This window comes from Bacillus sp. FSL R5-0709 (genome assembly GCF_038004785.1).
In the GTDB taxonomy this organism is placed as follows: Bacteria; Bacillota; Bacilli; order Bacillales; family Bacillaceae_G; genus Bacillus_A; species Bacillus_A mycoides.
Genome location: NZ_JBBORT010000001.1, coordinates 3,048,572 through 3,071,403 on the forward strand (window position 1 = coordinate 3,048,572; position 22,832 = coordinate 3,071,403).

General features: G+C 35.7%; 21 protein-coding genes. 5 read left to right on the plus strand and 16 right to left on the minus strand.

Annotated features, from left to right (window positions below; translation table 11 throughout):
* Positions 1-5 precede the first annotated feature (5 nt).
* Entirely contained in the window at positions 6-677 is a 672-nt protein-coding gene (locus MKX37_RS15520) for an ABC transporter ATP-binding protein (protein WP_002128101.1), read from the minus strand.
* Positions 677-1,741, minus strand: coding sequence for an ABC transporter permease (locus MKX37_RS15525; RefSeq protein WP_048516809.1), 1,065 nt, complete (start codon positions 1,739-1,741; stop codon positions 677-679). Before MKX37_RS15525 ends, MKX37_RS15520 begins: the two co-directional genes overlap by 1 nt.
* A 183-nt stretch (positions 1,742-1,924) precedes the next feature.
* Between MKX37_RS15525 and MKX37_RS15530 the strand changes: the two genes are divergently transcribed.
* The gene (locus MKX37_RS15530; protein ID WP_033734133.1) at positions 1,925-2,548 is read left to right on the plus strand and encodes an ArsR/SmtB family transcription factor; all 624 of its coding nucleotides are present in this window, start codon (positions 1,925-1,927) and stop codon (positions 2,546-2,548) included.
* Positions 2,549-2,742: 194 nt separating this feature from the next.
* Positions 2,743-4,002 carry an MFS transporter gene (locus MKX37_RS15535; protein WP_033734131.1) on the plus strand — a complete coding sequence of 420 codons (1,260 nt, stop codon included), beginning with the start codon at positions 2,743-2,745 and terminating at the stop codon, positions 4,000-4,002.
* Between the two features lie 117 nt (positions 4,003-4,119).
* Here MKX37_RS15535 and MKX37_RS15540 read toward each other — a convergent pair whose 3' ends face one another.
* The 4 genes from MKX37_RS15540 to MKX37_RS15555 all read right to left on the minus strand — a co-directional run bounded on the left by MKX37_RS15540 (position 4,120) and on the right by MKX37_RS15555 (position 7,958).
* On the minus strand, positions 4,120-4,590 hold the full coding sequence (locus MKX37_RS15540; RefSeq protein ID WP_078206921.1) for a DinB family protein: 471 nt from the start codon (positions 4,588-4,590) through the stop codon (positions 4,120-4,122).
* Positions 4,591-4,827: 237 nt separating this feature from the next.
* Positions 4,828-6,204, minus strand: coding sequence for a sensor histidine kinase (locus MKX37_RS15545; protein ID WP_078422475.1), 1,377 nt, complete (start codon positions 6,202-6,204; stop codon positions 4,828-4,830).
* Position 6,205: 1 nt separating this feature from the next.
* The gene (locus MKX37_RS15550) at positions 6,206-6,883 is read right to left on the minus strand and encodes a response regulator transcription factor (protein WP_097810231.1); all 678 of its coding nucleotides are present in this window, start codon (positions 6,881-6,883) and stop codon (positions 6,206-6,208) included.
* A gap of 235 nt (positions 6,884-7,118) precedes the next feature.
* The gene (locus MKX37_RS15555; protein ID WP_000747487.1) at positions 7,119-7,958 is read right to left on the minus strand and encodes a YitT family protein; all 840 of its coding nucleotides are present in this window, start codon (positions 7,956-7,958) and stop codon (positions 7,119-7,121) included.
* A 523-nt stretch (positions 7,959-8,481) separates the two neighbouring features.
* On the opposite strand from MKX37_RS15555, the gene MKX37_RS15560 reads away from it, so the two are divergent.
* Positions 8,482-9,837 (plus strand): RNA-guided endonuclease TnpB family protein, encoded by a 1,356-nt coding sequence (locus MKX37_RS15560; protein WP_002110711.1) that lies wholly within the window; start codon positions 8,482-8,484, stop codon positions 9,835-9,837.
* A 459-nt stretch (positions 9,838-10,296) separates the two neighbouring features.
* On the opposite strand, the gene MKX37_RS15565 is transcribed toward MKX37_RS15560, so the two are convergent.
* Together MKX37_RS15565 and MKX37_RS15570 are read right to left on the minus strand one after the other, a co-directional pair.
* On the minus strand, positions 10,297-10,566 hold the full coding sequence (locus MKX37_RS15565) for a 2TM domain-containing protein (protein WP_002110712.1): 270 nt from the start codon (positions 10,564-10,566) through the stop codon (positions 10,297-10,299).
* Between the two features lie 180 nt (positions 10,567-10,746).
* Positions 10,747-11,388, minus strand: a complete 642-nt coding sequence (locus MKX37_RS15570) for a F0F1 ATP synthase subunit alpha (RefSeq protein WP_002168020.1) — start codon at positions 11,386-11,388, stop codon at positions 10,747-10,749.
* Positions 11,389-11,678: 290 nt separating this feature from the next.
* Here MKX37_RS15570 and MKX37_RS15575 point away from each other — a divergent pair, with 290 nt between their 5' ends.
* A complete protein-coding gene (locus MKX37_RS15575; protein ID WP_078422368.1) occupies positions 11,679-12,710 on the plus strand; it encodes a S66 family peptidase in 1,032 nt (343 codons plus the stop codon).
* A 217-nt stretch (positions 12,711-12,927) separates the two neighbouring features.
* Positions 12,928-13,323: a DUF3224 domain-containing protein gene (locus MKX37_RS15580; RefSeq protein ID WP_002128116.1), complete on the plus strand. Its 396-nt coding sequence runs from the start codon at positions 12,928-12,930 to the stop codon at positions 13,321-13,323.
* A gap of 231 nt (positions 13,324-13,554) precedes the next feature.
* Here MKX37_RS15580 and MKX37_RS15585 read toward each other — a convergent pair whose 3' ends face one another.
* The 8 genes from MKX37_RS15585 to MKX37_RS15620 form a co-directional block, all read right to left on the minus strand.
* Positions 13,555-13,932: an enoyl-CoA hydratase gene (locus MKX37_RS15585; protein ID WP_002033079.1), complete on the minus strand. Its 378-nt coding sequence runs from the start codon at positions 13,930-13,932 to the stop codon at positions 13,555-13,557.
* A gap of 85 nt (positions 13,933-14,017) precedes the next feature.
* Entirely contained in the window at positions 14,018-15,265 is a 1,248-nt protein-coding gene (locus tag MKX37_RS15590) for a DUF1015 domain-containing protein (protein ID WP_078178594.1), read from the minus strand.
* A gap of 13 nt (positions 15,266-15,278) precedes the next feature.
* Entirely contained in the window at positions 15,279-16,451 is a 1,173-nt protein-coding gene (locus tag MKX37_RS15595) for a 3-phosphoglycerate dehydrogenase family protein (protein WP_002128119.1), read from the minus strand.
* A 12-nt stretch (positions 16,452-16,463) separates the two neighbouring features.
* Complete coding sequence (serC, locus tag MKX37_RS15600; RefSeq protein WP_033730821.1) at positions 16,464-17,546, minus strand: 3-phosphoserine/phosphohydroxythreonine transaminase; 1,083 nt, start codon at positions 17,544-17,546, stop codon at positions 16,464-16,466.
* Between the two features lie 209 nt (positions 17,547-17,755).
* Positions 17,756-17,947 carry a DUF378 domain-containing protein gene (locus MKX37_RS15605; RefSeq protein WP_002084566.1) on the minus strand — a complete coding sequence of 64 codons (192 nt, stop codon included), beginning with the start codon at positions 17,945-17,947 and terminating at the stop codon, positions 17,756-17,758.
* An 88-nt stretch (positions 17,948-18,035) separates the two neighbouring features.
* A complete protein-coding gene (locus MKX37_RS15610; protein WP_002165418.1) occupies positions 18,036-19,103 on the minus strand; it encodes a glycoside hydrolase family 113 in 1,068 nt (355 codons plus the stop codon).
* Positions 19,104-19,278: 175 nt separating this feature from the next.
* Positions 19,279-21,669, minus strand: a complete 2,391-nt coding sequence (locus tag MKX37_RS15615; RefSeq protein WP_002185424.1) for a penicillin acylase family protein — start codon at positions 21,667-21,669, stop codon at positions 19,279-19,281.
* Positions 21,670-21,748: 79 nt separating this feature from the next.
* Complete coding sequence (locus tag MKX37_RS15620; protein WP_078422369.1) at positions 21,749-22,519, minus strand: DnaD domain-containing protein; 771 nt, start codon at positions 22,517-22,519, stop codon at positions 21,749-21,751.
* Between the last annotated feature and the right edge of the window lie 313 nt (positions 22,520-22,832).

Here is a 22,832-nt window from a genome sequence, read left to right on the forward strand (position 1 = left end):
TTTCTTTATATTAACTGTCCATCTCTAAGTGTCAATATACGATCACATACATCAAGCATTCTTTCATCATGCGTAATCATAATTGCTGCTTTTTGACTCTCTTTCACTTCACGTTTCATCATTTCCACAACTTCACGTGCACGTTTTGAGTCTAAGCTTGCAGTTGGTTCATCCGCTAATATTAAATCTGGGTTGTTCATGAAAGCACGAGTGATTGCTACCCTTTGTTTTTCCCCGCCCGATAGTTGATTTGGATAATGAGTTTTTCTTTCAGATAATCCAAATGCTGCTAGCAAGTGATCCGCACGCTTTTCCGATTCTTGTTTGCTGTCTTTTTTTAACTTTGCAATGTAAAGCAATTGTTCTTTTACATTTAAATATGGAACAAGATTTGCGAACTGGAAAATGAAGCCGATTTTTTTCAAACGAATGTCTGTCATTTCCTTTTCTGATAACTTCGTAATATTTTGCTCGCGAATGTAAATATCCCCTTTTGACGGTGATAGTAAAGCACCCGCGATTGATAATAACGTACTTTTCCCTGATCCAGAAGGACCGACGATTCCAATAAATTCTCCAGCTTTCACATCAAGCGACATCGGATGAAGGGCTGTTACTTCCGTATTTCCTTCTCCGTACACTTTACTTACTTTGTCTAATTTTAATAATGAAGTCATTACATCCCGCCTCCAATTGCTTCTAATGCATCAACTTTTAATACTTGGTATAACGAAATAAGTGTTCCTAAAATACTAATTACGATAAAGATTGCTGCATATTGTGCAATCATCGGTGTTGTTAATAAGAACGGCATACCCGCTGGTAAAATCTGTTCTAATCCTTGTACAAGAACAATACTGATTACCATCGCAACGACTGATAAGAATAACGCCTGTACGACTAAGCTATTTGCTAAATAAGAATTTTTCGTACCGATTGCTTTTAGTACACCTAATTGCTGTGTTTTTTGCAGTGTAATGACGTAGAAGAATACACCGATTAGTAACGCAGCGATAACAAGTAAGAATGCAATGATCATCGTTAATGTTCCTTGCTCTTCTTTAAATCCTGGAATACTTTGTAATACTTCTTTTTTGTCGATAACATGTGCATTTTTAATTTCTTTATCTGTATTAAGCGCAATTGCACTATAATCTTTTTGGTTTGGTTGTGAAATAGCGCCCCATACGTCTTCATTTACATAAACGACTGGTGTATGGCTAAACATTTGATCTTTCGTAAATCCAACGATTTTAAATTCTTTCTTTGAAACAGGATCAATAATTGTATCCCCAATATCGATTCCTTTTTCTTTAATTGATTCATCAGCAACCATTTCGTTATTTGCTGTACCTAATTTCTCGCCTTCTACAATTTTCGGTTCTAAAAATGAATCACGTTCACTTGAGAAAATAGCGACATCCACTTTTTTCGAACTATCTTTCTTTTCATACGTTGAAACTTTCACACGAAACGGAACGGCCTCTTTCTCGCCTACTTGATTTACTACGTTATCTACATCATCTTTCTTAATTTGTGAACGAAGTAATTTATTTTCTGCATCATCTGCTAATACAAACTTATTTGCCTCCATATTTTGAATCGATGAAGCATTATCATATGATAATCCATTTGCTAATCCTGAAATTACAAGGACTAAAAATGATAATAACACCATAATAAGTCCGATTAATCCGTATCTTAATTTTGATTGTTTTAATTCACGCAGAGCTAAAAACATTTCGCTCGCTCCTTCCTATTACTTTCTATGCACTTATCATAAAAAAGAAATATGAACGGAATATGAACGGAAGATTACAGAATGAAAATTAAATTTTCAGAAAGTATTGAAAACAATTAAAATCCTTGATACAATTCAGTCAAATAATCTTGACCGAGTAATTTAATTTGAGGAGTTGATCATTTGAAGCCCATGTTAACACTAACTACTTATAGCCAACTAAAAGCAATAAGCGATCCACTACGTGTCGAAATGATGATGCGTCTATGTGAACGTCCTTATACAGGACAACTACTATCTGAGAAATTCGGCATTCCAAGGGCGAAAATTCATTATCATTTAAAAGAATTAGAAAAGAATGGTTTTATAGAAATTGTGTATACAGAAGAAAAGAATGGCATCGTTCAAAAGTTTTATCAATCTGTCGCTAAAGGCTTCACCCCTGCCGCGAACCTATTACCTCATTTAGAAATATTAAGCGAATCAAGTCGCCAAATCTTTTTACAAATGACGGAAATGACGAAAAGCCATATTCTCGCTGCGCCAGAAGAAGCTTTTACATTACGAAAAGTAAGCGAAGACCCAGCTGATTGGAATTACGTTTCATCCTGCTGGGAATTTGATGCTACGCCAGAACAATTTCAAGTGTGGGTGAAAAAGTTTCATGAATTAATGGCTGAATTAAACGAAATCACAAAAGACGCGGATAAAGATCCAAATAGTAAATCTTATTACATTTCTACTACTGCACTTCAAATCGACGAGCGAGCAATGCAGCGCTTTGTTAAAAAAGAAGAAAAATCATAATACGATTTTTTTTACATAAAGTGAAACTTTAATCAGTGGGGGGGTTTTGTTCATCCCCCACTGATTATTAGTTGAACCAATCGGGCTTTTACGGGCAGTTGATCCCCCCCACCTAGGGTCTTACTGCCCGTTAATGCGGGATAAACGGTCAAATTTATTTTACCGAATAAATTTATTATAAAGGAGTAGATTAAATGGACATATTGAAAAACCGGAATTTCCTCTTAATGTTTTTAGGGAGAATTTTTACAAACATAGGAGATAGCTTGTATTATGTAGCCGCGATGTGGCTCGTATACAAGCTGAGTGGTAATCCTTTTTATTCTGGATTGGCTGGTTTTCTTACGTTATTACCTTCTACACTTCAATTTCTTACCGGTCCATTCGTTGATAGATGGTCAATCAAAAACACCCTCGTCATTACACAAATTTTGCAATGCATTCTTATTTTAATCATTCCCATTACACACTACTTCGACCTACTAACAGTCCAACTACTACTCATCATCATGCCCATCGTAGCCTTTATCGAACAATTTGCCTATCCCGCACAATCGAAAGCTTTACCACTTCTACTGCATAAAACACAATTATTAAAAGGAAACTCTCTCTTTTCATTTGCTTATCAAGGCATTGACTTAATTTGTACGACTCTTTCTGGCATATTAGTAGCACTACTTGGCGCAATCACTTTATACGTAATCGACTCTTTTACATTCGCGATTACTGCCCTTTTGTTCTTTTCATTGAAAATGCCACAGCAAGCAGAAACCAATACATCACTTTCAACTAAACAATATTTCTCTGATTTAAAAGAAGGTTTTTCCATCGTCTTTCGTTCATTAATGGGCGTATTCTTAATCGGTTCAGTAGTCGCTAATTTTTCAATTGGTATGACAATGGCAATACTCCCTTCTTTCGCTGATTCTTTAGGAGGCGTGAAATCATATGGCTTCTTCTTAGCTGCTATATCAGCAGGTAGTCTCATCGGTGCATTATTCAGTTCATGGGTTGGCAAACGTAACGTTGGCCGTGTCTCTATTATTGGCTTTGCGACTGGCGCTATCTTTTGGTTTCTCTCTACGATTGTACCGTTTCAATGGCTCTCTATTATCTTATTCGGCCTAGCTTGGATTCCAATTGGTGCGACCAACATATTATTCGCGACAATTAGTCAAATTGTAATTCCAAATCAATATATCGGACGCATCAATACAGTCATAGGAAGTATGGGGAAAATTGCTATGCCGTTCGGTTCTTTAATTGGTGGATACACCGCAAATGTATTTAGTAGCCAACTCATTTTCGCGCTCGCTAGCATCGGTATTTTATTTATTTCTCTCGTATGGCTACTTCATCCGAAATTAAGGGCTTTGCCGAAAGCTGATGAAATTACAGCGGATACTTTTGAAGTTCGGTTTAAAGTAGAGCGCGGGAAAGGTACGGCTTTATAGCAGGAACAAATTTAACCCCGTTCTAAATTTGGGACGGGGTTATAATTATAATTATTTAATTTTGAATGAAAAATACTTCACTAAAAATATAACAATAGCACCAACTAAAACGTTCAATTATCGATTTGATGGCCAAGACCCCTGCATTTTCCTTAATTGAATAATTTGACCTGTATGATAAGCATCATGAAGCATAATGTCCAGTAATTTCCCCTCAAGTGAATTTTGCTCAAGCTCTTTTTCGGAAATTGCACTCAATGCCTGTCTTAAATTACGTTGGGCATTTTCACAACGTTCAACGACTTTCTTCCATTCCTTATCATCATTAGATTGATTGGTAAGATAAAAGGTTTCATCACCGTCGAGATTATGTATCCATTCACGGTCTTCCAAGTTTGCAGCAAGTCTCTCTTTGTAATAAATGAGATGATTAACGTTCTCCCAAATGGTTTTAGTTGCCTCTCCATATGTTTTCCAGATAGCCTGTTCGGCTGTAAGTCCTTCTATAGCATGTTTAAACGGTGCATACCAACTCTCTTTATCGAATGTGGAATCTAGTCCGTTTAAAAACAAGTCAATTCGTTTCAAAGTAATCGCCTCCCTAAATAGTTAAAGTTTCAATAAAATCCTTATAACTCTGTAGAGATTCTACATTTTTAAATAAACTTCCTGCTAATCTTATTCCACAAACTGACCCAATTGTGAAATAGAATGACTCGCATTTTTTCAAACAACTTTTTATCACTTTACACGTAAGTGATAATATATTGACCAATTGACAAAAATAAGAAGAGGCTGTTCTAAAAACAGCCTCTTCCTTTCCATCTATTTAGGAAGCTCCACCTGAACAGTAGTCCCTTCCCCTTTCGTGCTATATACCGAAACGTTTCCATTATGAAGTTCAACAATTTTCTGTACAATCGATAATCCTAAACCACTACCTTCTATGTTTCTTGCCCTTGCCGTATCTACTTTGTAAAAACGATCAAATATACGATCCATTTCTTCTTTTTCCATACCGATTCCGTTATCTGATATAGAAATGACAATACCGGATTCTAATTCTTCTACAACAAATTCAATCGTCCCGCCATCGTTTGAAAACTTAATGCTATTCGTAAAAATATTACTCCATACTTGATGTAGTAGGTTTTCATCACCTTCTATAGATATGTCCGGTACATCAAATTCAACAGCTATATCTTTTTCACGCCATTTCCATTCGAGCATAAAAATGACGTCTTTAATTTGCTTCTGCAGATTGAATTCTTTTATCTGTAAAACCTTCTCTTCTTTATCTAAAGAAGCAAGCGTAAGTAACTGTTTACATAAACTAGACATCCGCTTACTTTCACCCTCAATAATTTTCAAGTAACGTTTTCTTTCCTCTTCACTCATATTCTCCGATTGTAATGTTTTCGAAAAACCTTGTATCGAAGAAAGTGGAGATTGGAATTCATGAGAAACGTTAGAAACGAACTCTTGTCTCATTTGGTCTAACTCTTTAATGCTCTTTGTCATCTTTTGAAAATTAGTCGCTAGTGTACCAATTTCATCTTTTCGATTTTCATCTAATTCGATATCATATTCACCACTTGCAATCTTTTGAGTCGCTTTCGTAAATGTTCGAATAGGACGAACGATGTAACCTGCTGCAATCGCTATAAAAATGATACTTAATACAACGATGAAACCAAGTAATACCGCTAGAAAAATTCTCATTTCACCAAATTGTTGCTGAATATCAGGGCGAATGAATAAAGCGTACTGTTTATCATCGTGTTTTAGCGGTACACCGACACTATTAATTAATTCATTATCGAAAAATCCTGTAATAAACAAGCGGGTTGGATATGTGGAAACGCCATTAAACGTTTCACCTTGCAATACTTTATGAACGGTATCATCACTAATTGTTATCTTACGAAACGCATTCCCAATACGCTTTCCATGATTTTCGTCATCTACAATATAAATTTCATACCCTAACTTCGCAATAGACTGTAAGTATGCCTCTTTATTTTCTTCACTTTGCTTTTCATATAATGATTTTACTTCTTTAGCATACATTAAAATCTTTTCACTATTGTACGGTTTTAACTTTACTTGATAATATACATTTGTTAATAAAAAGCCAATTACACTACTAAGTAGCATAATCCCCACCGTCATAAAAACAAATCTAGAATACAATGATTTCATCTTATTTCAACTCCAACTTATAACCGAGCCCGCGCACTGTCGTAATTTGAAAATCATCTGTTCGTTTTGAGAAACGATCTCTAAGACGTTTTACATGAACATCAACTGTTCGTTCGTCCCCTTCAAAATCCATTCCCCATACTAATTCAATTAATTCTTCTCTCGAGAATGTTCTTCCAGGATAACTAGCAAGTTGTGATAATAACTCAAATTCCTTCAGCGGTAGTAAAATCGTTTGACCGTTACACTTCACCTCAAACCCTTTTCGGTCAATTGTCGTTCCGTGGAGTTTAATAATATCAGCACTAAGCATTTGATAACGACGCAATAATGCTTTCATGCGGAAAATTACTTCAGCTGGTTCAAATGGCTTTACAATATAATCGTCCGTGCCAGAAATGAATCCTTTTTCTTTATCGACTAGCTGATCTTTTGCAGTTAATAAAATAACAGGTATATCATGATACTTCCGGATTTCTTCGCATAACGTATAGCCATCAACAAACGGCATCATAATGTCTACTATCGCAAGATGAATATTTTCTTTCTCTAAAACGCCTTGCGCTACCTTTCCATCTTCCGCTTCAAAAACTTTAAAGCCCTCTTTTTGTAAATGGTAATGCAATAACTCTCTAATATGTTTATCATCATCAGCTAATAAAATATGTATCATCTTCATTAAACCCTCTCTTGTTCATCCTTCTACATTCTTACATTAAGAAACAATTGTACTTTTTGCAAGAAAAAGAAAAACAAACTGCTATTAGTTTTTTTGAATAAGAGTTGATACATAATACGCTACAAGCCAACATTTTAAGATAAATAAAAAGAATCTATTTTGAAAAAAATTATTCAAAATAGATTCTTTCGTTTTAGTATTAAGATTATTTTAATAAAAACAATTTCTACTCTTACTAAGCTTTAGAAATATCAACAAATCCTTCTCCGAACACATCACGAACATCATGTATAGCGATGAACGCAGCCGGATCCGTAGTTTGAACAATCCGTTTTAGCTTCACTACTTCTTGCTTATTAATAACAATATAAAGAATTTCCTTCGGCGTTTTCGTGTAATAGCCATGACCTGAATACACGGTAACCCCTCTGCCCATTAAGGTAGTTACCTTCCCGGCAATTTCATTCGGGTTATCAGAAATAATCGTAATGGCTTTCTTCGGATTTAAACCTTCAATTACAAACTCCATCACTTTCGTTGCTACATATAGCATAATAATTGTTATCATCAGTTTTTCTGCACCAATGATGAAATAAGATGAAAACGCAACAATTAAATCGAAGAACAGTAAACCATAGCTAATGCTCCATCCTAAATATTTATGCGTCATCCTTGCTAAGATGGTAGTACCTGCTGTTGTTCCGCCAACGCGAATAATAAGACCAATCCCGCACCCAATAAATATTCCTCCGAAAATGGCATTTACAAGCATTTCATCCGAAGCAATCGTCCAGCCTTCTGTCAAATGAAGAAATAGCGAGTTCGTAACTACAGCGATAATCGTATAAATTGTTGTAATCTTATTTAAAAATTTATAACCGGCTATTAACAAAATCGCATTTAAAATTAAGTTAACTAAGCCTGGTGACCATTCAAATAAATAGTACGTAATAATCGTGATACCAGTTACTCCGCCTTCTCCAAACTCGTTCGGAATAACAAACAAATTGACACCTAACGCAAAAAGAAATGCACCAATAATAATAAAAATAATGTCTGTCGTTCTTTTTTTCATACAGTACCTCACTTCTTATGTAAATATTTATTCTGTCATAAACTCTCACCATTATATCGTGGAATATTCAAATCGAACAGTGGTTTATTTTTATTTTAATATAGGGTAATAAATCAACTTCATCCTATATCCACATGTAATTTAAAAAGGGTAACAACTTTATTTATCCTTTTCGGCAAGAAGACTCCACCTGAATTGTGCTAGGGGTGAAACCCAACAATTCAGGTGGTGATGAATTGCCGTCAGAAGGTAGACTGAACTCTTTTGTTTCCTTCATAACAATTTTTCGCGGACGAATATTTGTTTCTTTTTGTCTTACGATATGTCGTAGATAAAGAGGGAATATATCGTAAGACAACGAAATTGGATAATAATAATCATTCGGTCACTTGAGCCAAAAGGAATTACTGTAGAAGAATGGAATTACGCTGAAGAACATGTTCATATTTTGTTCCGTTTCGTTCCAAATATTGATTTGTCAAAAATATTTTTAATGAACTCTCTAAGAAAGGTGGTGAAAACGATGGTTAAAAAGAAAGCAGTGAAAGTATTACGTAAACAAAAGAAAAGAGAAAACATACAACGATTCACGCAGAAACAGAATATCGGACGGGCTTGCCTCACAGCTAAAGAATTTCGTTTACTGCAACGCATGTCACATAGTTCAAAAGCATTGCGAAATGTTGGATTGTACACGATTAAACAAAGTTATTTGAACCATAATAAAATGGCTACTGTAAAAGAAGTGGACAATGCCATGCAGGCTGATATGAACTACTGGGGCATTCAATCAAACTCTGTTCAAGCGATTCGTAGAGCCTTATTTACAGAAGTGAAGAGCTTTTTTAAAGCATGGGAACAGTGGAAGAAAAATCCTGAAACCTTCACAGGTCGTCCTAAGTTTCCAAATTATTCTCGTTCAACGGACAAACGAATTATTGAAATCTATCAAGTTCCAAAAGTGGATGATAACGGGTATTGGATGATCCCGATGAATGTTGCATTCAGGAAAAAATTCGGTTCCATTAAAATACGTATGCCAAAGAACTTAAGAAATAAAAAAATCTCCTACATTGAGATTGTACCGAAGCAAAAAGGTCGGTTCTTTGAGGTGCATTACACATATGAAATGCACGTTTCTCAAATGAAACAACAATCCACGACTACTAGTAACGCTTTGAGTTGCGATTTAGGTGTAGATAGATTATTAAGTTGCGTAACAAATACAGGTGATACATTCTTAATTGATGGAAAAAAATTAAAATCCATTAACCAATACTTCAACAAAAAGATACGTAATTTGCAGCAGAAAAATATAGAAAATGGAATTTCAAAACGCGTTGTAACGAATAGAATGGCCGCACTTTGGCATAAACGAGAAAGACAAGTAAACGGTTATATTTCACAAACTGTAGGCTTGTTGTTCAAAAAAGTGAAAGCATTCGATATAGATACTATTGTCGTAGGGTATAACACGGGTTGGAAACAAAAATCTGATATGGGAAAAAAGAATAATCAAAAGTTTGTTCAAATTCCATTTCATAAACTGATTGCAGCGATTGAGAATAAATGTATAAAAGAAGGCATCCGTTTTTTGAAACAAGAAGAAAGCTATACTTCAAAAGCTAGTTTTCTGGATAAAGATCCGATTCCAGTTTGGTCTAAGGATGATAGGGCGCATTATCGCTTTAGTGGCAGACGAATCACTCGTGGCCTGTACCAAAGTAAAGCAGGAACATGTATCCATGCTGATATTAATGGTGCGTTGAATACATTGGAAAAATCAAGAGTTGTAGAATTGGATGACAACCTCAAAGTGAAAACGCCGATTCTATTAGAAGTGCAAAAACGTAAGGCTGTTGCTTCGCGCATAGCTTAGTGGGTGCGTCAACCATCCATGTGTACTCGACTTGTCGGGGCTTGTAGCACACGCCGGAGTCATCTGAGTGGTGGCTTCTTCCATAAGGAAGAACTGCTCTTTTTCAAAAGGGTGGTGCAAGTGGGGAAACAATTGTTCGTTTCTAGTACCAACCAAAAACTTACTTGGGGTGTTACCGTAAGGTGGCATGAATGTTAGAGCGTCAACTGTCTAGCGATAGACGACAAGACCTAGCGTTCTAACTCAAGCCCCCACTGAAACGCTTCATCTCAGTGGGGGTAGTTGACTATGTACTACAAATAAAGTTTTGATTTCACATGCAATTGTTGCTAAAAAAATGAATATGAATACTCACTCGCACAAACTTCGAATACAAAGCAAATAGGCGAAGCTATATAATAGACTTCGCATCAAACATTTGACCACAGAGATTTATATTTATACATTCCAGAAATAAATTTACTTATCTTTCTCCATATATTCTTTAATCTTTCGTTCTTCCCACTCTTTTCCGAATATCCCAAATGGAAAAGTTGTCAATCCGTGTATAACGATACCAATCCCCCAACCTGCAAGTGGATATAAAAACCATAATTTACTTGAATCAGAACTTATATTTATAATAAAAAGCATTAAGTTCACTAGTATATAAACCGTTAAATGAATATAAAATGCTTTTAAATTCTCCATTCTTTTTTTAGCTCGTAAATAAACCTCATCTCGCTCCACCCTTAAACACCTCTTTCAATATTGTATTTTTTCACCTTCGCTCCAGTGTTAACATCATATTCTAATCGGAAATCCATTATTCTCAAAAAAACATAAAACAAAAAAGTACCCATCGAATTATCATACATATGATGATTCGATGGGTACTGCATGATACATTTGTTATTTACAAGCGTCTAATTAAGACCAAATCCAAACATCATCATTATTTTCAACGTTGCTCTTTACCTCATGAATTTTTTCGATATGATCCGTTGTGTTGTAGTTAATAGAAATTCCGCCCCAACCTACATACTTCATATCAATTTTCACTTTCTCACCCATATTAAATACTTGTCCCTTCGTTAAGAAAACATCAATAATAGCTTTCTTTCCATTTACTGATGGATACTGAACAATGACATATTTAGTGGAATCGTCTCCCTCATCGTTCATCGTTCCTACTTTTGATACTTCCCCAATCACATAATCAGGAGAACCGTCTTCTTTCATGTGCATACCTAATTTATTTGACGTATTTTCAACTGTATTTGCAATCATATATTCCGTAAAATTACGCATCATAGATCCAGTAGCTTTAACCTCATCCCCTACTTTCACATTTGAAAGGGAATCTATATACACACTAACAGGTTCCTCATATTGCTTAGATTTTACGACAATTACACCGTTATCTACTTCTACTACTCGCCCTTCTAACGTCGAGAGATTCGATTCAATAGAAGCAGCACTCGCTTTTGACAGTTCTAATCCTGGTAAATTCGTTCCTGATAATGCTGCGATCCCTAAAGCACCTGCTAAAATTATTTTTTTCATACCCATATGTAACCTCTCCATTCATGATGATTATATTTTTTGATTGGATACGACCAATCTGTAACTATTATAGTTACAGATTATAGAAAATAGCAACCATCTTTCTTATGCAATGTTGCATACTGTAATTTTTAAATATAAATCGATTATTCCTATATTCAACACGAGTGCTAAATTCTTGAATACCAGCAGGTAAACGGATTGATAACGAAGAAATTAATGTGATGCATCATATTTTTTCAATGCTACGGTTTGTATAGTCGTAGTTAATTACATTATGTAGGAGCGGAATTAATATGTTAATGAAACCAAAAAGATTACAGCCAGGAGATATTGTGGCGACAGTAAGTTCTTCATGGGGAGGTGCTGGTGATTCTAAGCTAAGATGGCGATATGAGCAAGGAGTAAAAAGATTAGAAGACGTCTTCGGTCTTAAGGTTGTCCCAATGCCAAATAGTTTAAAAGGTAGCGAATACCTTTACAACAACCCACAAGCTCGTGCGGAAGATTTAATGACAGCATTTAAAGATACTCGTATTAAAGGAATTATTACGAATATTGGCGGTGAAGATAGCATCCGTTTACTTCCTTATATAGATTTTAATGTTATACGCGAAAATCCGAAAATCTTTATGGGCTACTCTGACGATACCGTTTCACATTTGTTTTGTCATAAAGCAGGAATTCCCTCTTTTTACGGTCCAGCACTCTTAACTGATTTTGCCGAAAATGTGGAGATGGATCCATATACAATTGAAATGGTGAATCGAACTCTCTTTTCAAATGAGAATATTGGCGAGATTCAACCAGCTCATGAATGGACGAGTGAGCGTTTAGAATGGATAGAGGCGAATAAGGATCAACGGCGTACGATGCAGCAAAACAATGGATATGAGCTACTTCAAGGCTCTACTACTGTACAAGGGCGTTTAATTGGTGGTTGTATGGAAGTACTGGAATTTACAAAAGGAACTGAACTTTGGCCTAAGAAAAAACATTGGGAGAATAGTATCCTTTTCTTTGAAACTTCTGAAGACCATCCAGAACCAAGTTATATAAAGTATTGGTTACGAAATTATGCAGCGCAAGGCATTCTACAAAAAGCAAAAGGCATCATTTTTGGTAAACCGAAAGACGAAAAGTATTATGAAGAATATAAACACGAAATACTGAAAGTTATGAAAGAACATAACTTAGAAGATTTGCCGATTCTTTATAATTTAAATTTTGGCCATACCGAACCGAAGTTTATTTTGCCTTACGGTGCGATGGCAGAAATTAATTGTGAAAATGTATTTTTCTCTATTTTGGAAAGTGGCGTGGAGTGAAAATTCAAATAATTAGGGCCATAAGTTTTATAATTATGTTTTCCTGATCCTACAGAAAGAATAGCGTATTTTTCATTTTAGGGAGTATTTTATTAGCTTGATAGCGATATGGCAGGACTCAAATAAATAAAAACACTCTTATGAGATATGACTGTGAATCGGTACTTTTTAAATGATATGGAGATTACTTATCTAATGATAAAGGGGGATTACGTGTATGGAAGTAACATTTACAGTAAGTAAATGGGATGAAAAACTAATTGATGATACTAGAAAAGATTTTCCTATTAATATTGCCCATGTTGAATATGATATTGATGGTGAATTAAAAGGAAAAGCTTTTGTTGAATACTTATTATATTATTTAGACTCAAATATAACTGATGGTCACTTGGCTACTGCTAAAATTTCTGGATTTTTACACTTTGAAGGAATTTATAAGGGGCAACAAGGGACATTTACAGCTGTAGAGCAAGGAATATTTGATAAAGGAAATCTAGATTCCCCAGGAACAATTATTAAAGCTACCGGTAACTTAGAAAATCTGAGAGGGTCCTATAATTATCAGTTTACAGGTCAAACTAGTAAACTGATTTTAGAGTTTGAATTTTAGCAAAATACCCTATAATATAGTGGAAAGGACATTTCTTGTAATACTAGGAATGTCCTTTTTGTTGACGAGCTTATTCAACTATTCTTCTATTAGTTAAGAAAAGAAAAGAGTATATTACATAACGTCTTATTATCAGGATTCAGCAATGCATAAAATTTTCGTTATGATGGAATTAAAAATCTAAGCCCGAGAGGCATGTGCCCCCCACCTATTCATTACTTTTCCTACTAACTAAAGAATAATCCCCGAAAAACTCCCCTTCATAACTTCTTTTTCAAGTTGATTTCTACATATAAACATCGCAATAATTTTTGTGCGATGTTTTTCATCGGGTTCAAATTGTTCAATAGTTACGTCACAACGAATTGTATCACCGCTAAAAACAGGACGTAAAAATTCAAAATCCATCTTGCGAGCTAGTACGTTATAGTCACCGCCAATTTTTGTAGGCAGCGTTGATGTTAACAGCCCTTGTACAACAAATCTCCCCTGCTCATCTGGTGTAACATGATGAACACCTTCATCTTTAGATACTTCTGTAAATAAAACAACATCTTCTTTTGTAAACGTTCGTTCAAAGGTGATTTTTTCGCCTACTTGCAATTTCATCGATACCCCTCCTCAAAAACACTTTTAACATAAGAAAAACCGAAACTATAATCATTTCGGTTTTTCAATCTAAAGAAGTCTATATTTATTTTAACGAATGAACAAACAACCCACTGCGCAGTTTCGGTTCAAACCACGTTGATTTTGGCGGCATAACTTCCCCTGCGTCTGCGATTGATAATAAAGCTTCCATTGATGTCGGATATAATGAAAACGCTGCTTTATATTCACCGCTATTTACAAGGCGTTCTAATTCTTCTAATCCGCGGATTCCTCCGACAAAATCAATGCGTGAATCAGATCGTGGATCATGTATTTCAAGTACTTGGCTTAATAAATGATCTTGCAGAATAGATACATCTAAACCTTTAACGAGATCATTCGCATCAAACGTTTCCTCTTTCACAGTGAGCTTATACCACTTTTCGTTTACATACATGCCAAATGATTTTGGTTCATTTGGTTTATACGGAGAACCATTTGCTTCTTCTACATAAAAGTACTGCGTAATTTGCTTTAAAAACTGCTCGACTGATAAACCATTTAAATCTTTCACAACCCGGTTATAGTCCCAAATTGATAATTCATCATGAGGGAATAAAACAGATAGGAAGAAATTGAATTCCTCTTCTCCTGTGTAATTCGGATATTGCTCTCTTCGCATTAGCCCTACTTTTGCAGCTGATGCAGAGCGGTGATGTCCATCTGCAATGTACAAGTTAGGAATATCTTCAAATGCATTTACTAAAGTGGCAATTATTTCTTCATCTGCAATTTTCCACGCAACATGCCTAACGCCATCTTCTGCTGTAAATGTAAAGATTGGCGCATGTTCTTCTTTCCAGCTTGCAATGAAACGTTTCACTTCTTCTTTTGTACGATACGTTAAAAAAATTGGCCCCGTATTTGCGTCACACACATCTACGTGGCGAATACGATCAAGTTCTTTTTCATGACGCGTTCTTTCATGTTTTTTAATTGTATCATCTTCATACTCGTCAATCGATGTACAAACGACAAGGCCTGACTGCGTTCTTCCTTGCATCGTCAGTTCATAAATGTAAAGCGCTGGCTCCTCATCTTGAACGAACACTTCTTCTTGTATAAATTGCTTTAAATTTTCACCCGCTTTTTCATATACGCGATCATCGTACGGTGAAAGTGCCGGGTCTAAATCAATTTCTGCTTTATCAACGTGTAAGAAAGAATATGGATTCCCTTTTACAACTTCTCTTGCCTCTTCACTATTTAATACGTCATACGGTAAAGCTGCTACTTGTGCTGCTTTACCTTCTACTGGACGAATAGCACGAAACGGTCGGATTTTTGCCAAGTTTCTCTCTCCTTTACACAATCATTCGAACAGCTACAACACCTGTAATTTTGCTTATATTTTCCACAATATTCTCTTTTATTATATCATCAATTCCGTTATCAATATCAATCATTGTGTATGCCCAAGAATGTTTACTACGATTAATCATATCCGCAATATTAATATGATGTTCTGCTAAGCATCCTGTAATTTGTCCTACCATGTTCGGAACGTTTTGATGCATAATTGTAATTCGTTTTTTTCCAATGTACGGAAGTTCTACGTTTGGATAGTTTACTGAATTACGAATATTACCTGTCTCTAAATATTCACGTAATTGACGTGCAGCCATTACTGCACAATTTTCTTCAGATTCAGACGTAGATGCACCGAGGTGAGGCGTTGCTGTTACATTTTTCATCTTTATCACATTTTCATTCGGGAAATCCGTTACGTAATGTGTAATAATATCTTCTTCTAACGCTTTTTGAAGAGCTGTTTCATCTACAAGTTCTCCCCTAGAGAAATTGAATAGACGCATTCCTTTTTTCATCGTCTCTATAGCGTGTTCACCAATAATCCCCTTCGTTTGGTTCGTAAGAGGAATATGAAGTGTAATATAATCACACGTTGCAAAAATTTCATCTAGGCTAAACGCTCTTTGTACTTGTGTAGAAAGACGCCATGCCGTTTCAACTGATATATACGGATCATATCCAACAACGTCCATACCTAAAGATAACGCATCATTTGCAACTAAAGCACCGATTGCGCCAAGACCGATAACCCCTAAACGTTTCCCTGCAATTTCTGATCCAACGAATTGCTTCTTCCCTGCTTCAACAAGCTGTGGTACTTCTTCTCCATCCAACTCTTTCGTCCAGCTCACTCCGTTTATAATATTACGGGAAGACATAATAAGGCTTGCGATAATAAGTTCCTTCACTGCATTCGCATTAGCCCCTGGCGTATTAAATACTACAATCCCTTTTTCCGTACAACGCTCAACAGGAATATTATTTACACCGGCACCAGCTCTTGCAATTGCCTTTAAATCTTCTGAAAACTCTTCTTGATGTAAAGAATAGCTGCGAAGTAAAATACCATCTGGATGACCTACTTTGTCTCCAATCTCATAGCGATTCCCATCAAAAATTTGCAAACCTTTTTCTGCAATTTGATTTAACGTCTGAACACGAAACATATCCCCATCTCCCTATCTATTTTCAAGCTCAAATTCCTTCATATAGTCTACTAATTCTTGTACACCTTGGGTTGGCATCGCATTGTAAACACTAGCGCGCATACCGCCGACTGAACGATGTCCCTTTAGCGTAACGAAACCGCGCTCTTTCGATTTTTGTAAAAACTGATTGTTAAGCTCTTCTGACGGTGTTGTAAACGGAATATTCATAAGTGACCGATACGTGGGACCAACTGGTGAAGTAAACAATTTAGATTCATCTAAAAAATTGTAAAGAAGTGAAGATTTCATTCTATTTTGTTCTTCAATCGCAGATACCCCGCCTTGTTCTTTCAACCACTCTAGTACAAGTTTTGCTACATAAATACTAAAGGATGGCGGTGTATTATATAGGGAGTTATTTTTACTGTAAGTTTCATAGTTTAACATCGTAGGACAAGCACTATTTGCACTGCCAATTAAATCTCTTTTTATAATTACAATCGTTAAACCCGCTGGCCCTAAATTCTTTTGCGCACCCGCATATATGAGACCAAACTTCGTAACATCATATTGTTCTGATAAAATATTTGAGGACATATCCGCAACGAGCGGCACTCTTTCTAAATGTGGAATATCCACATATTTTGTCCCCTCAATTGTATTGTTCGTTGTAATATGTACATAATCTAGTTCTTCATCATTTGGTAAATCATCCATTTTAGGAATCGTAGTAAACTTCTCTTTTTCAGAAGAAGCAATCACTTGTACTTCTCCTACTTTTCCGGCTTCTTGCAGCGCCTTTTTAGACCATGAACCTGTCAGTACGTACCCAGCTTTTTTATACGTACTCATTAAATTTAACGGTATCATAGAAAATTGTAATGACGCACCGCCCTGTAAAAATAAAACTTCATACTCATCAGGAATGTTCATTAATTCACGAAGTAAGCTACTTGCTTCATCAATAATACTTTGGAAATAAGAAGATCTATGGCTCATTTCCATAACAGACATGCCTGTCCCGTTATAATTTACAAGCTCCTTTTGCACTTTCTCTAAAACTGGCAAAGGGAGTATAGATGGTCCTGCTGAAAAATTATACACTCTCTCCATCACCCAGATAACCTCCCTATTTCTCATTTTTATTATTTTTTAAACTTTCTGAATTATAACCTATATACAATACACGGTCAATTTGTTTTCCGTTATTACGGTGCAAGACGCAATGGAATCGCTTGCATGTGCACCCTGCTTTTTATAAACACACAAAAAAGTGTTAAGTACATAATCGTACTTAACACTCTAGTAATTAAGTATAATAGCTACTTACTCGTAAAGAACCGATCGAAAATTTGATAAATAGCTGAAAGACCAAAGAGCCAATAAATAGTATCCACAAGCGCCGGCATAGAACCAAACCATTTCTCAACTACATTATAATCTAACGCCACAAACAACCAATTCAAACCGCCAAGAATCACCAAAATTACTGTAAGGTATGACAAAAATTTCATTATGATTGCCCCCTAGGTGATAAGATGGTGAAAGGCCTTTCACTAAAATATATGTAATGGATTCTAAAACTTACCTATTTTATAAAATTTATTTTCGATACCAGCCATTAATAACTGTCTCTGCTTCTTTACTATGTATTTGATATGAATGATTACTATCATTAGATCCGATAAACCAAATTGAAAAACCTTTAAAATATGGCTTCGCTTCTAATACATCTCGGTAAGCACGCCACCCGTTAAGTTGTACATCTTTTGAAAACACATTCGTAATATCTGGGTTCCACGGGCTTTGTAGTCCAAGTTCACGTGCTGGCACATTAAATCCACCAAAATAAACTGGCTTTCCAGTTGTTTTATGTAATGTCTCAAGTTGCTGAACAACATTTTGGCCCCGATTGTATACTGTCGTCGCAAATAAGCTTTGTTTTACTTCTTCGTATGATGGATTTCTTTTTCCTGAAACTTCAAACCAACTATCAATACTTACGATGTCCACCTTTTTTAAATACGGGCGATTTATTTTCTCTTTAAATTTCGCCTCAAAAGAAGGATCCCAACTTGCAGTTAACCACCAGTTCATTTGATACAAAACATTTCCTTTATACTGCTGGCGAACAAAATTAATCGTATCATTCCAATATCCTTCTGCATATTCCATATTAACGAAATTAGAAGCGATTTTCAGCCCATAAATATTGTACTTACTTGTAATGGAATTAAAAATATCTTGTAAAACAACCGTTTTCCAATTCCAGAAGAAATCGTTAATATTACTAGGGTTCCACTCTGTTTCTCCAATATTTCCTTGCTGAATAAACGGAAACGGCTCCAATATAACTTGTATATTACGCTTTAATAATTCTTGAATTAAAATAATAGCTTGTTTCTTTTGCGCCTGATTAATTACCATATTAGCCGAATTCACATCCGGAATATCTACTTGAATAGGTACATTCACCGTATTTAAATTCAAGCGCTCTACATCTGCTAACACTTTCGCTACATTGCCTACTTCCCATACCGTTACGTTTCCTGATTTTATTTTTCCAGATTGAACAGTATTTACATCCGCCTGTATATTTCCCTGGAAACAAAAAGAAAACAACATGATACACACTCCTAAAAAACTTATTAAACTCTTATTTTTTTTCATAACTTTCCCCCATAATTTTTGGCTTTCTTGATTATTTTATACAATATTTCACATATATTCCAGAAAAAATTAAATACATTTCCATTAATAAAAGTGGTATCCATATAATCCCCCTAAAAATAGTAAGGTAAATAAAAAAAGAGACCCCTACTTAAAGTAAGAGTCTCTTCTAACATTATCGCGGCTGTAAAGTTAACACTTTCCCTTCTATCCCATCTGTATTAAGTGTAGTCGTATGATACTCACCATTTACCCAATCATCTATTTGATCATGATACCAATCGCTTCTAAAGTTTCCTGATTGTCCTGGCCCTACGATATGATAACCGTTTGACATATCTTTAGTATCAATCACGAATCGCCAAGAAGCTCCGTGATTTACAATACCGTTATCTCCATAACTCGCAGCTTGAACGGTAACTTGGCTTCCACCAATTGGAACTGGTTTCTCACGATTAAATGCAAGTAATGCTAACATACTAGATGATCTCGAAATTGGATGTGTAAAAGCAAGTTGATGGTAATCGCCCCACTTCCACTCCGCAACATCGGGCCCATATTCCTTCTGTAATTTTTTCATTACATTCTCGTACGATGTATGCACAACTTTCGTGAACCCTCCGTACTTCGTAAACCAAGCGCTATTTTCTCCTGCTACTTCTTTTCGAATCAATTCATCAACAACTTGTGACTTCCCTTCAAATAACTCCATCACATCTTTCGGTATTTCTTTTGAAAATAAAGTATTCGAAATCTCTTTCATTAACAAATGGAATATTAATGGTGCCGCTTCATCTTTACTATCGTAAAAATTCCACTTTGTTAATTGTTTTACGCCTTCTTTCTCTACTTCATTTAAAGATGCTTTATTTAACTCTTTTAAAAATATAGGAGCAAATTCTTTCCCATATAAATTTTTTTGATCCATCTGTAACTCTTCTAAATCTTTCACCGTATACTTTTCCTTCTCTTGCAAAAACTCTTGAATACGCATTTGCCTGTACGGTTGCGCCCACGTATTACTAATATGGTACGGATAATTATCATCAACAATTTTATTATTTGCAGTTGAAATAAACCCTTGTTTTGGATTTATTACTTTCGGTAGCTGATCAAACGGAATATACCCTTCCCATTCATATTCATCTGTCCATCCTGGCACTGGCAAACTACCATCACCTTTTTTACGTATTGGTATATTTCCATTCGCTTTGTAAGCAATGGTTCCGTCATTTGATGCAAACACAAAGTTTTGAGTTGGTGTATGAAAATCTTGAAGAGCAGTTTCAAACTCATTCCAGTCTTTCGCTTTATTCATATTTAATACAGCCTTTAATTCAGCTGATGGCTCTAAAGCAGTCCATTTCAAAGCGAATACTGTTTTCGTTTTCTCTTTCCCTTTATCTGCAAACTCTGAAATGACTGGACCATGCCTCGTAACCGTCACGTTATACGGAATTGTTTTCCCGCCTTTTACTTTAATAGATTCATCAACAACTGTAGCTTTTTCCCATTTATCGTTATACAGAAATTCATTTTCATTAGTAGGATTTCTCTTTTCAATATATAAATCTTGCACATCAGGACCTGTATTCGTAACGCCCCATGCTATTTTGTCATTGTGGCCTAATATAACACCTGGCACTCCCGCGAAAATAACGCCACTCACATGTAAGTCTTTCATTTCAAGTTTCGATTGATACCATATGGAAGGTGTCGCAAGAGATAAATGAGGATCATCCGCTAAAATCGGCTTACCAGATACACTCTTTTCACCACTCACAACCCAGTTATTACTACCGTTAAACTCTGGTGGAATAACTGTCTTTGAAAAACTTTGTGCTACGTCCACATTTGTATTTTTCAATTCAGCTAGCAATCTAGGTGCATCTTTCGGATATGTAGGAAATAACTCATTTGCTTGCTCTTTCGAAAGATTTTTCAGCGCCCAATATCGAAACGCCTGTCCGTGCCAATGTCCTCCTAAATCAAACGCCATATACTTTCCAATCGTCAAAGAATCCACGATTGACCATTCAGCAGGCTCATAGCCTAATAAAGTAAACTCAACCGGCAATCTCTTTTCCTCTTTTGCCTCACGTATAAAAGCATTCACTCCATCAGCAAATGACTGCAGGGCATATTTCGCTTCTCCGTCATATTGACTAACAGACGCTTTTGCTGCTCGCCGTAAACCGAGCGTTCGAAACAACTTATCTCGATCAACAGCTGCTTCTCCAACAACTTCACTTAACATTCCAGAAGCTTGCCTTCTACTTAAATCCATTTGGAACAAACGATCTTGCGCTTGTACATACCCTTGCGAGAAATATAAATCATGCGCATTTTCTGCTTTAATATGCGGTACACCTTTACCATCCCGCTTCACCGTAACAGCATGTTGTATATCCTCTAGCTTTATCGTTCCATCTATCTTTGGCATAGATCTCAGCGTATATATGTTCAAAAAAATCATAGCGCAAATAAACAAAAAAAGAACGATACTACTAGACCAAATAAAAATTCTTTTTCCCCTATTTCGTTTCTTTTTTATGACGACTTCCATACAATCCCTCCTCTCTCAATCTATTCGCTTCTATTGTGAAAGAACCTTTTAGAAAAGAAGAAATCATTACTTGCTCATGCTATGGATCATACAAACTGAATACTTCTCTCTTACGCACTATTTCCTTTCCTTTATTAAAGCTTACTCGTCCTTTCTTACACCAATTCCTCAAAATCCCCTTCACATAAGCAAGTGTCCCCTTATTATTTTCAAACGCAATTTTAAGTGCCTCTAGTACTTTATCTCCTGAAACTCTTTGCATCCATTCCTTTAATTCCTTCGCGATATATGGAGATAGACTACTAATGTTTTGTTCGTAAAATTTATAAACTTCACTATGCGGAGTGGCATCCTCTACTCTTTCTACCTCTTCCTTCTCTTCCTTCTCTTGAATAATTGCTTGTTGTGAATTACTACTAACCTCTTCCTCCGGCATACCAAAATACTGAAGTAATAATGGAATCTTGCATTCTTCTTCAAGACATTTACGTAAAAACTTATGTAGGAACTCTTTACTTTTCACCATTTTCAGCTCACGAAATACACATTTCTCTATGTTCGTATTAAAAATAGGATTATAGTGTAACCAATTTATAATGAATAACTCTTTCGTTTCCGCATCATATAAAATCTTCCCGTATTCCACAAACCGGTTCAATAACTTCTCAACAGTCTCCATACTGTAACCAGTTTCAAGCTCTGCCAAACGCTTCGGTAATATGTAAATACCACATTGCTTCGTTTTCGTACCAGTTAACAAATATATGTAAAAATAACGCTCTTCTGGCGTTAAATCTAATATGAATTCATCTTGCCAAAAGTTCACCTGCACATTACGGTACACCGCCATCAGTTTTCCTCCCGCCCTTTACTAGTAAAAAGGAAAATTCCAATCCTTCAATATAAATATAGGAATGAGGTAACGGTTTTGGCATTCGAGTTCCAAATTTTTTTACTACTACTACGCCGGTTTTATTTTTTCGCGCTTGTTTTGTTCTTGTAGTTGTTTTTGTTTTGTTTTTTCTTAGTGATTTATTACTTGGTAGGTGCTTATAAGGGACTTCGAAGGGGCTTATATAGTGTTTTCATTCCCCTCTTATCTGATGTCTAATTACAAATGTCTCCAACAATCTTCATATATTGCAGACAACCATTATGATTCA

Coding starts and splice junctions, on each gene's coding strand:
- MKX37_RS15585 (WP_002033079.1), bottom strand. CDS start 13,932: ATGAAATTGCAAGTAGGCGAAAAAATCACCTTTGAACGAACGTTTACA.
- MKX37_RS15575 (WP_078422368.1), top strand. CDS start 11,679: ATGTTAATGAAACCAAAAAGATTACAGCCAGGAGATATTGTGGCGACA.
- MKX37_RS15545 (WP_078422475.1), bottom strand. CDS start 6,204: ATGAAATCATTGTATTCTAGATTTGTTTTTATGACGGTGGGGATTATG.
- MKX37_RS15610 (WP_002165418.1), bottom strand. CDS start 19,103: ATGAAAAAAAATAAGAGTTTAATAAGTTTTTTAGGAGTGTGTATCATG.
- serC (WP_033730821.1), bottom strand. CDS start 17,546: ATGGAGAGAGTGTATAATTTTTCAGCAGGACCATCTATACTCCCTTTG.
- MKX37_RS15570 (WP_002168020.1), bottom strand. CDS start 11,388: ATGGGTATGAAAAAAATAATTTTAGCAGGTGCTTTAGGGATCGCAGCA.
- MKX37_RS15560 (WP_002110711.1), top strand. CDS start 8,482: ATGGTTAAAAAGAAAGCAGTGAAAGTATTACGTAAACAAAAGAAAAGA.
- MKX37_RS15595 (WP_002128119.1), bottom strand. CDS start 16,451: ATGTTTCGTGTTCAGACGTTAAATCAAATTGCAGAAAAAGGTTTGCAA.
- MKX37_RS15555 (WP_000747487.1), bottom strand. CDS start 7,958: ATGAAAAAAAGAACGACAGACATTATTTTTATTATTATTGGTGCATTT.
- MKX37_RS15550 (WP_097810231.1), bottom strand. CDS start 6,883: ATGAAGATGATACATATTTTATTAGCTGATGATGATAAACATATTAGA.
- MKX37_RS15620 (WP_078422369.1), bottom strand. CDS start 22,519: ATGGCGGTGTACCGTAATGTGCAGGTGAACTTTTGGCAAGATGAATTC.
- MKX37_RS15535 (WP_033734131.1), top strand. CDS start 2,743: ATGGACATATTGAAAAACCGGAATTTCCTCTTAATGTTTTTAGGGAGA.
- MKX37_RS15525 (WP_048516809.1), bottom strand. CDS start 1,741: ATGTTTTTAGCTCTGCGTGAATTAAAACAATCAAAATTAAGATACGGA.
- MKX37_RS15605 (WP_002084566.1), bottom strand. CDS start 17,947: ATGAAATTTTTGTCATACCTTACAGTAATTTTGGTGATTCTTGGCGGT.
- MKX37_RS15580 (WP_002128116.1), top strand. CDS start 12,928: ATGGAAGTAACATTTACAGTAAGTAAATGGGATGAAAAACTAATTGAT.
- MKX37_RS15615 (WP_002185424.1), bottom strand. CDS start 21,669: ATGGAAGTCGTCATAAAAAAGAAACGAAATAGGGGAAAAAGAATTTTT.
- MKX37_RS15520 (WP_002128101.1), bottom strand. CDS start 677: ATGACTTCATTATTAAAATTAGACAAAGTAAGTAAAGTGTACGGAGAA.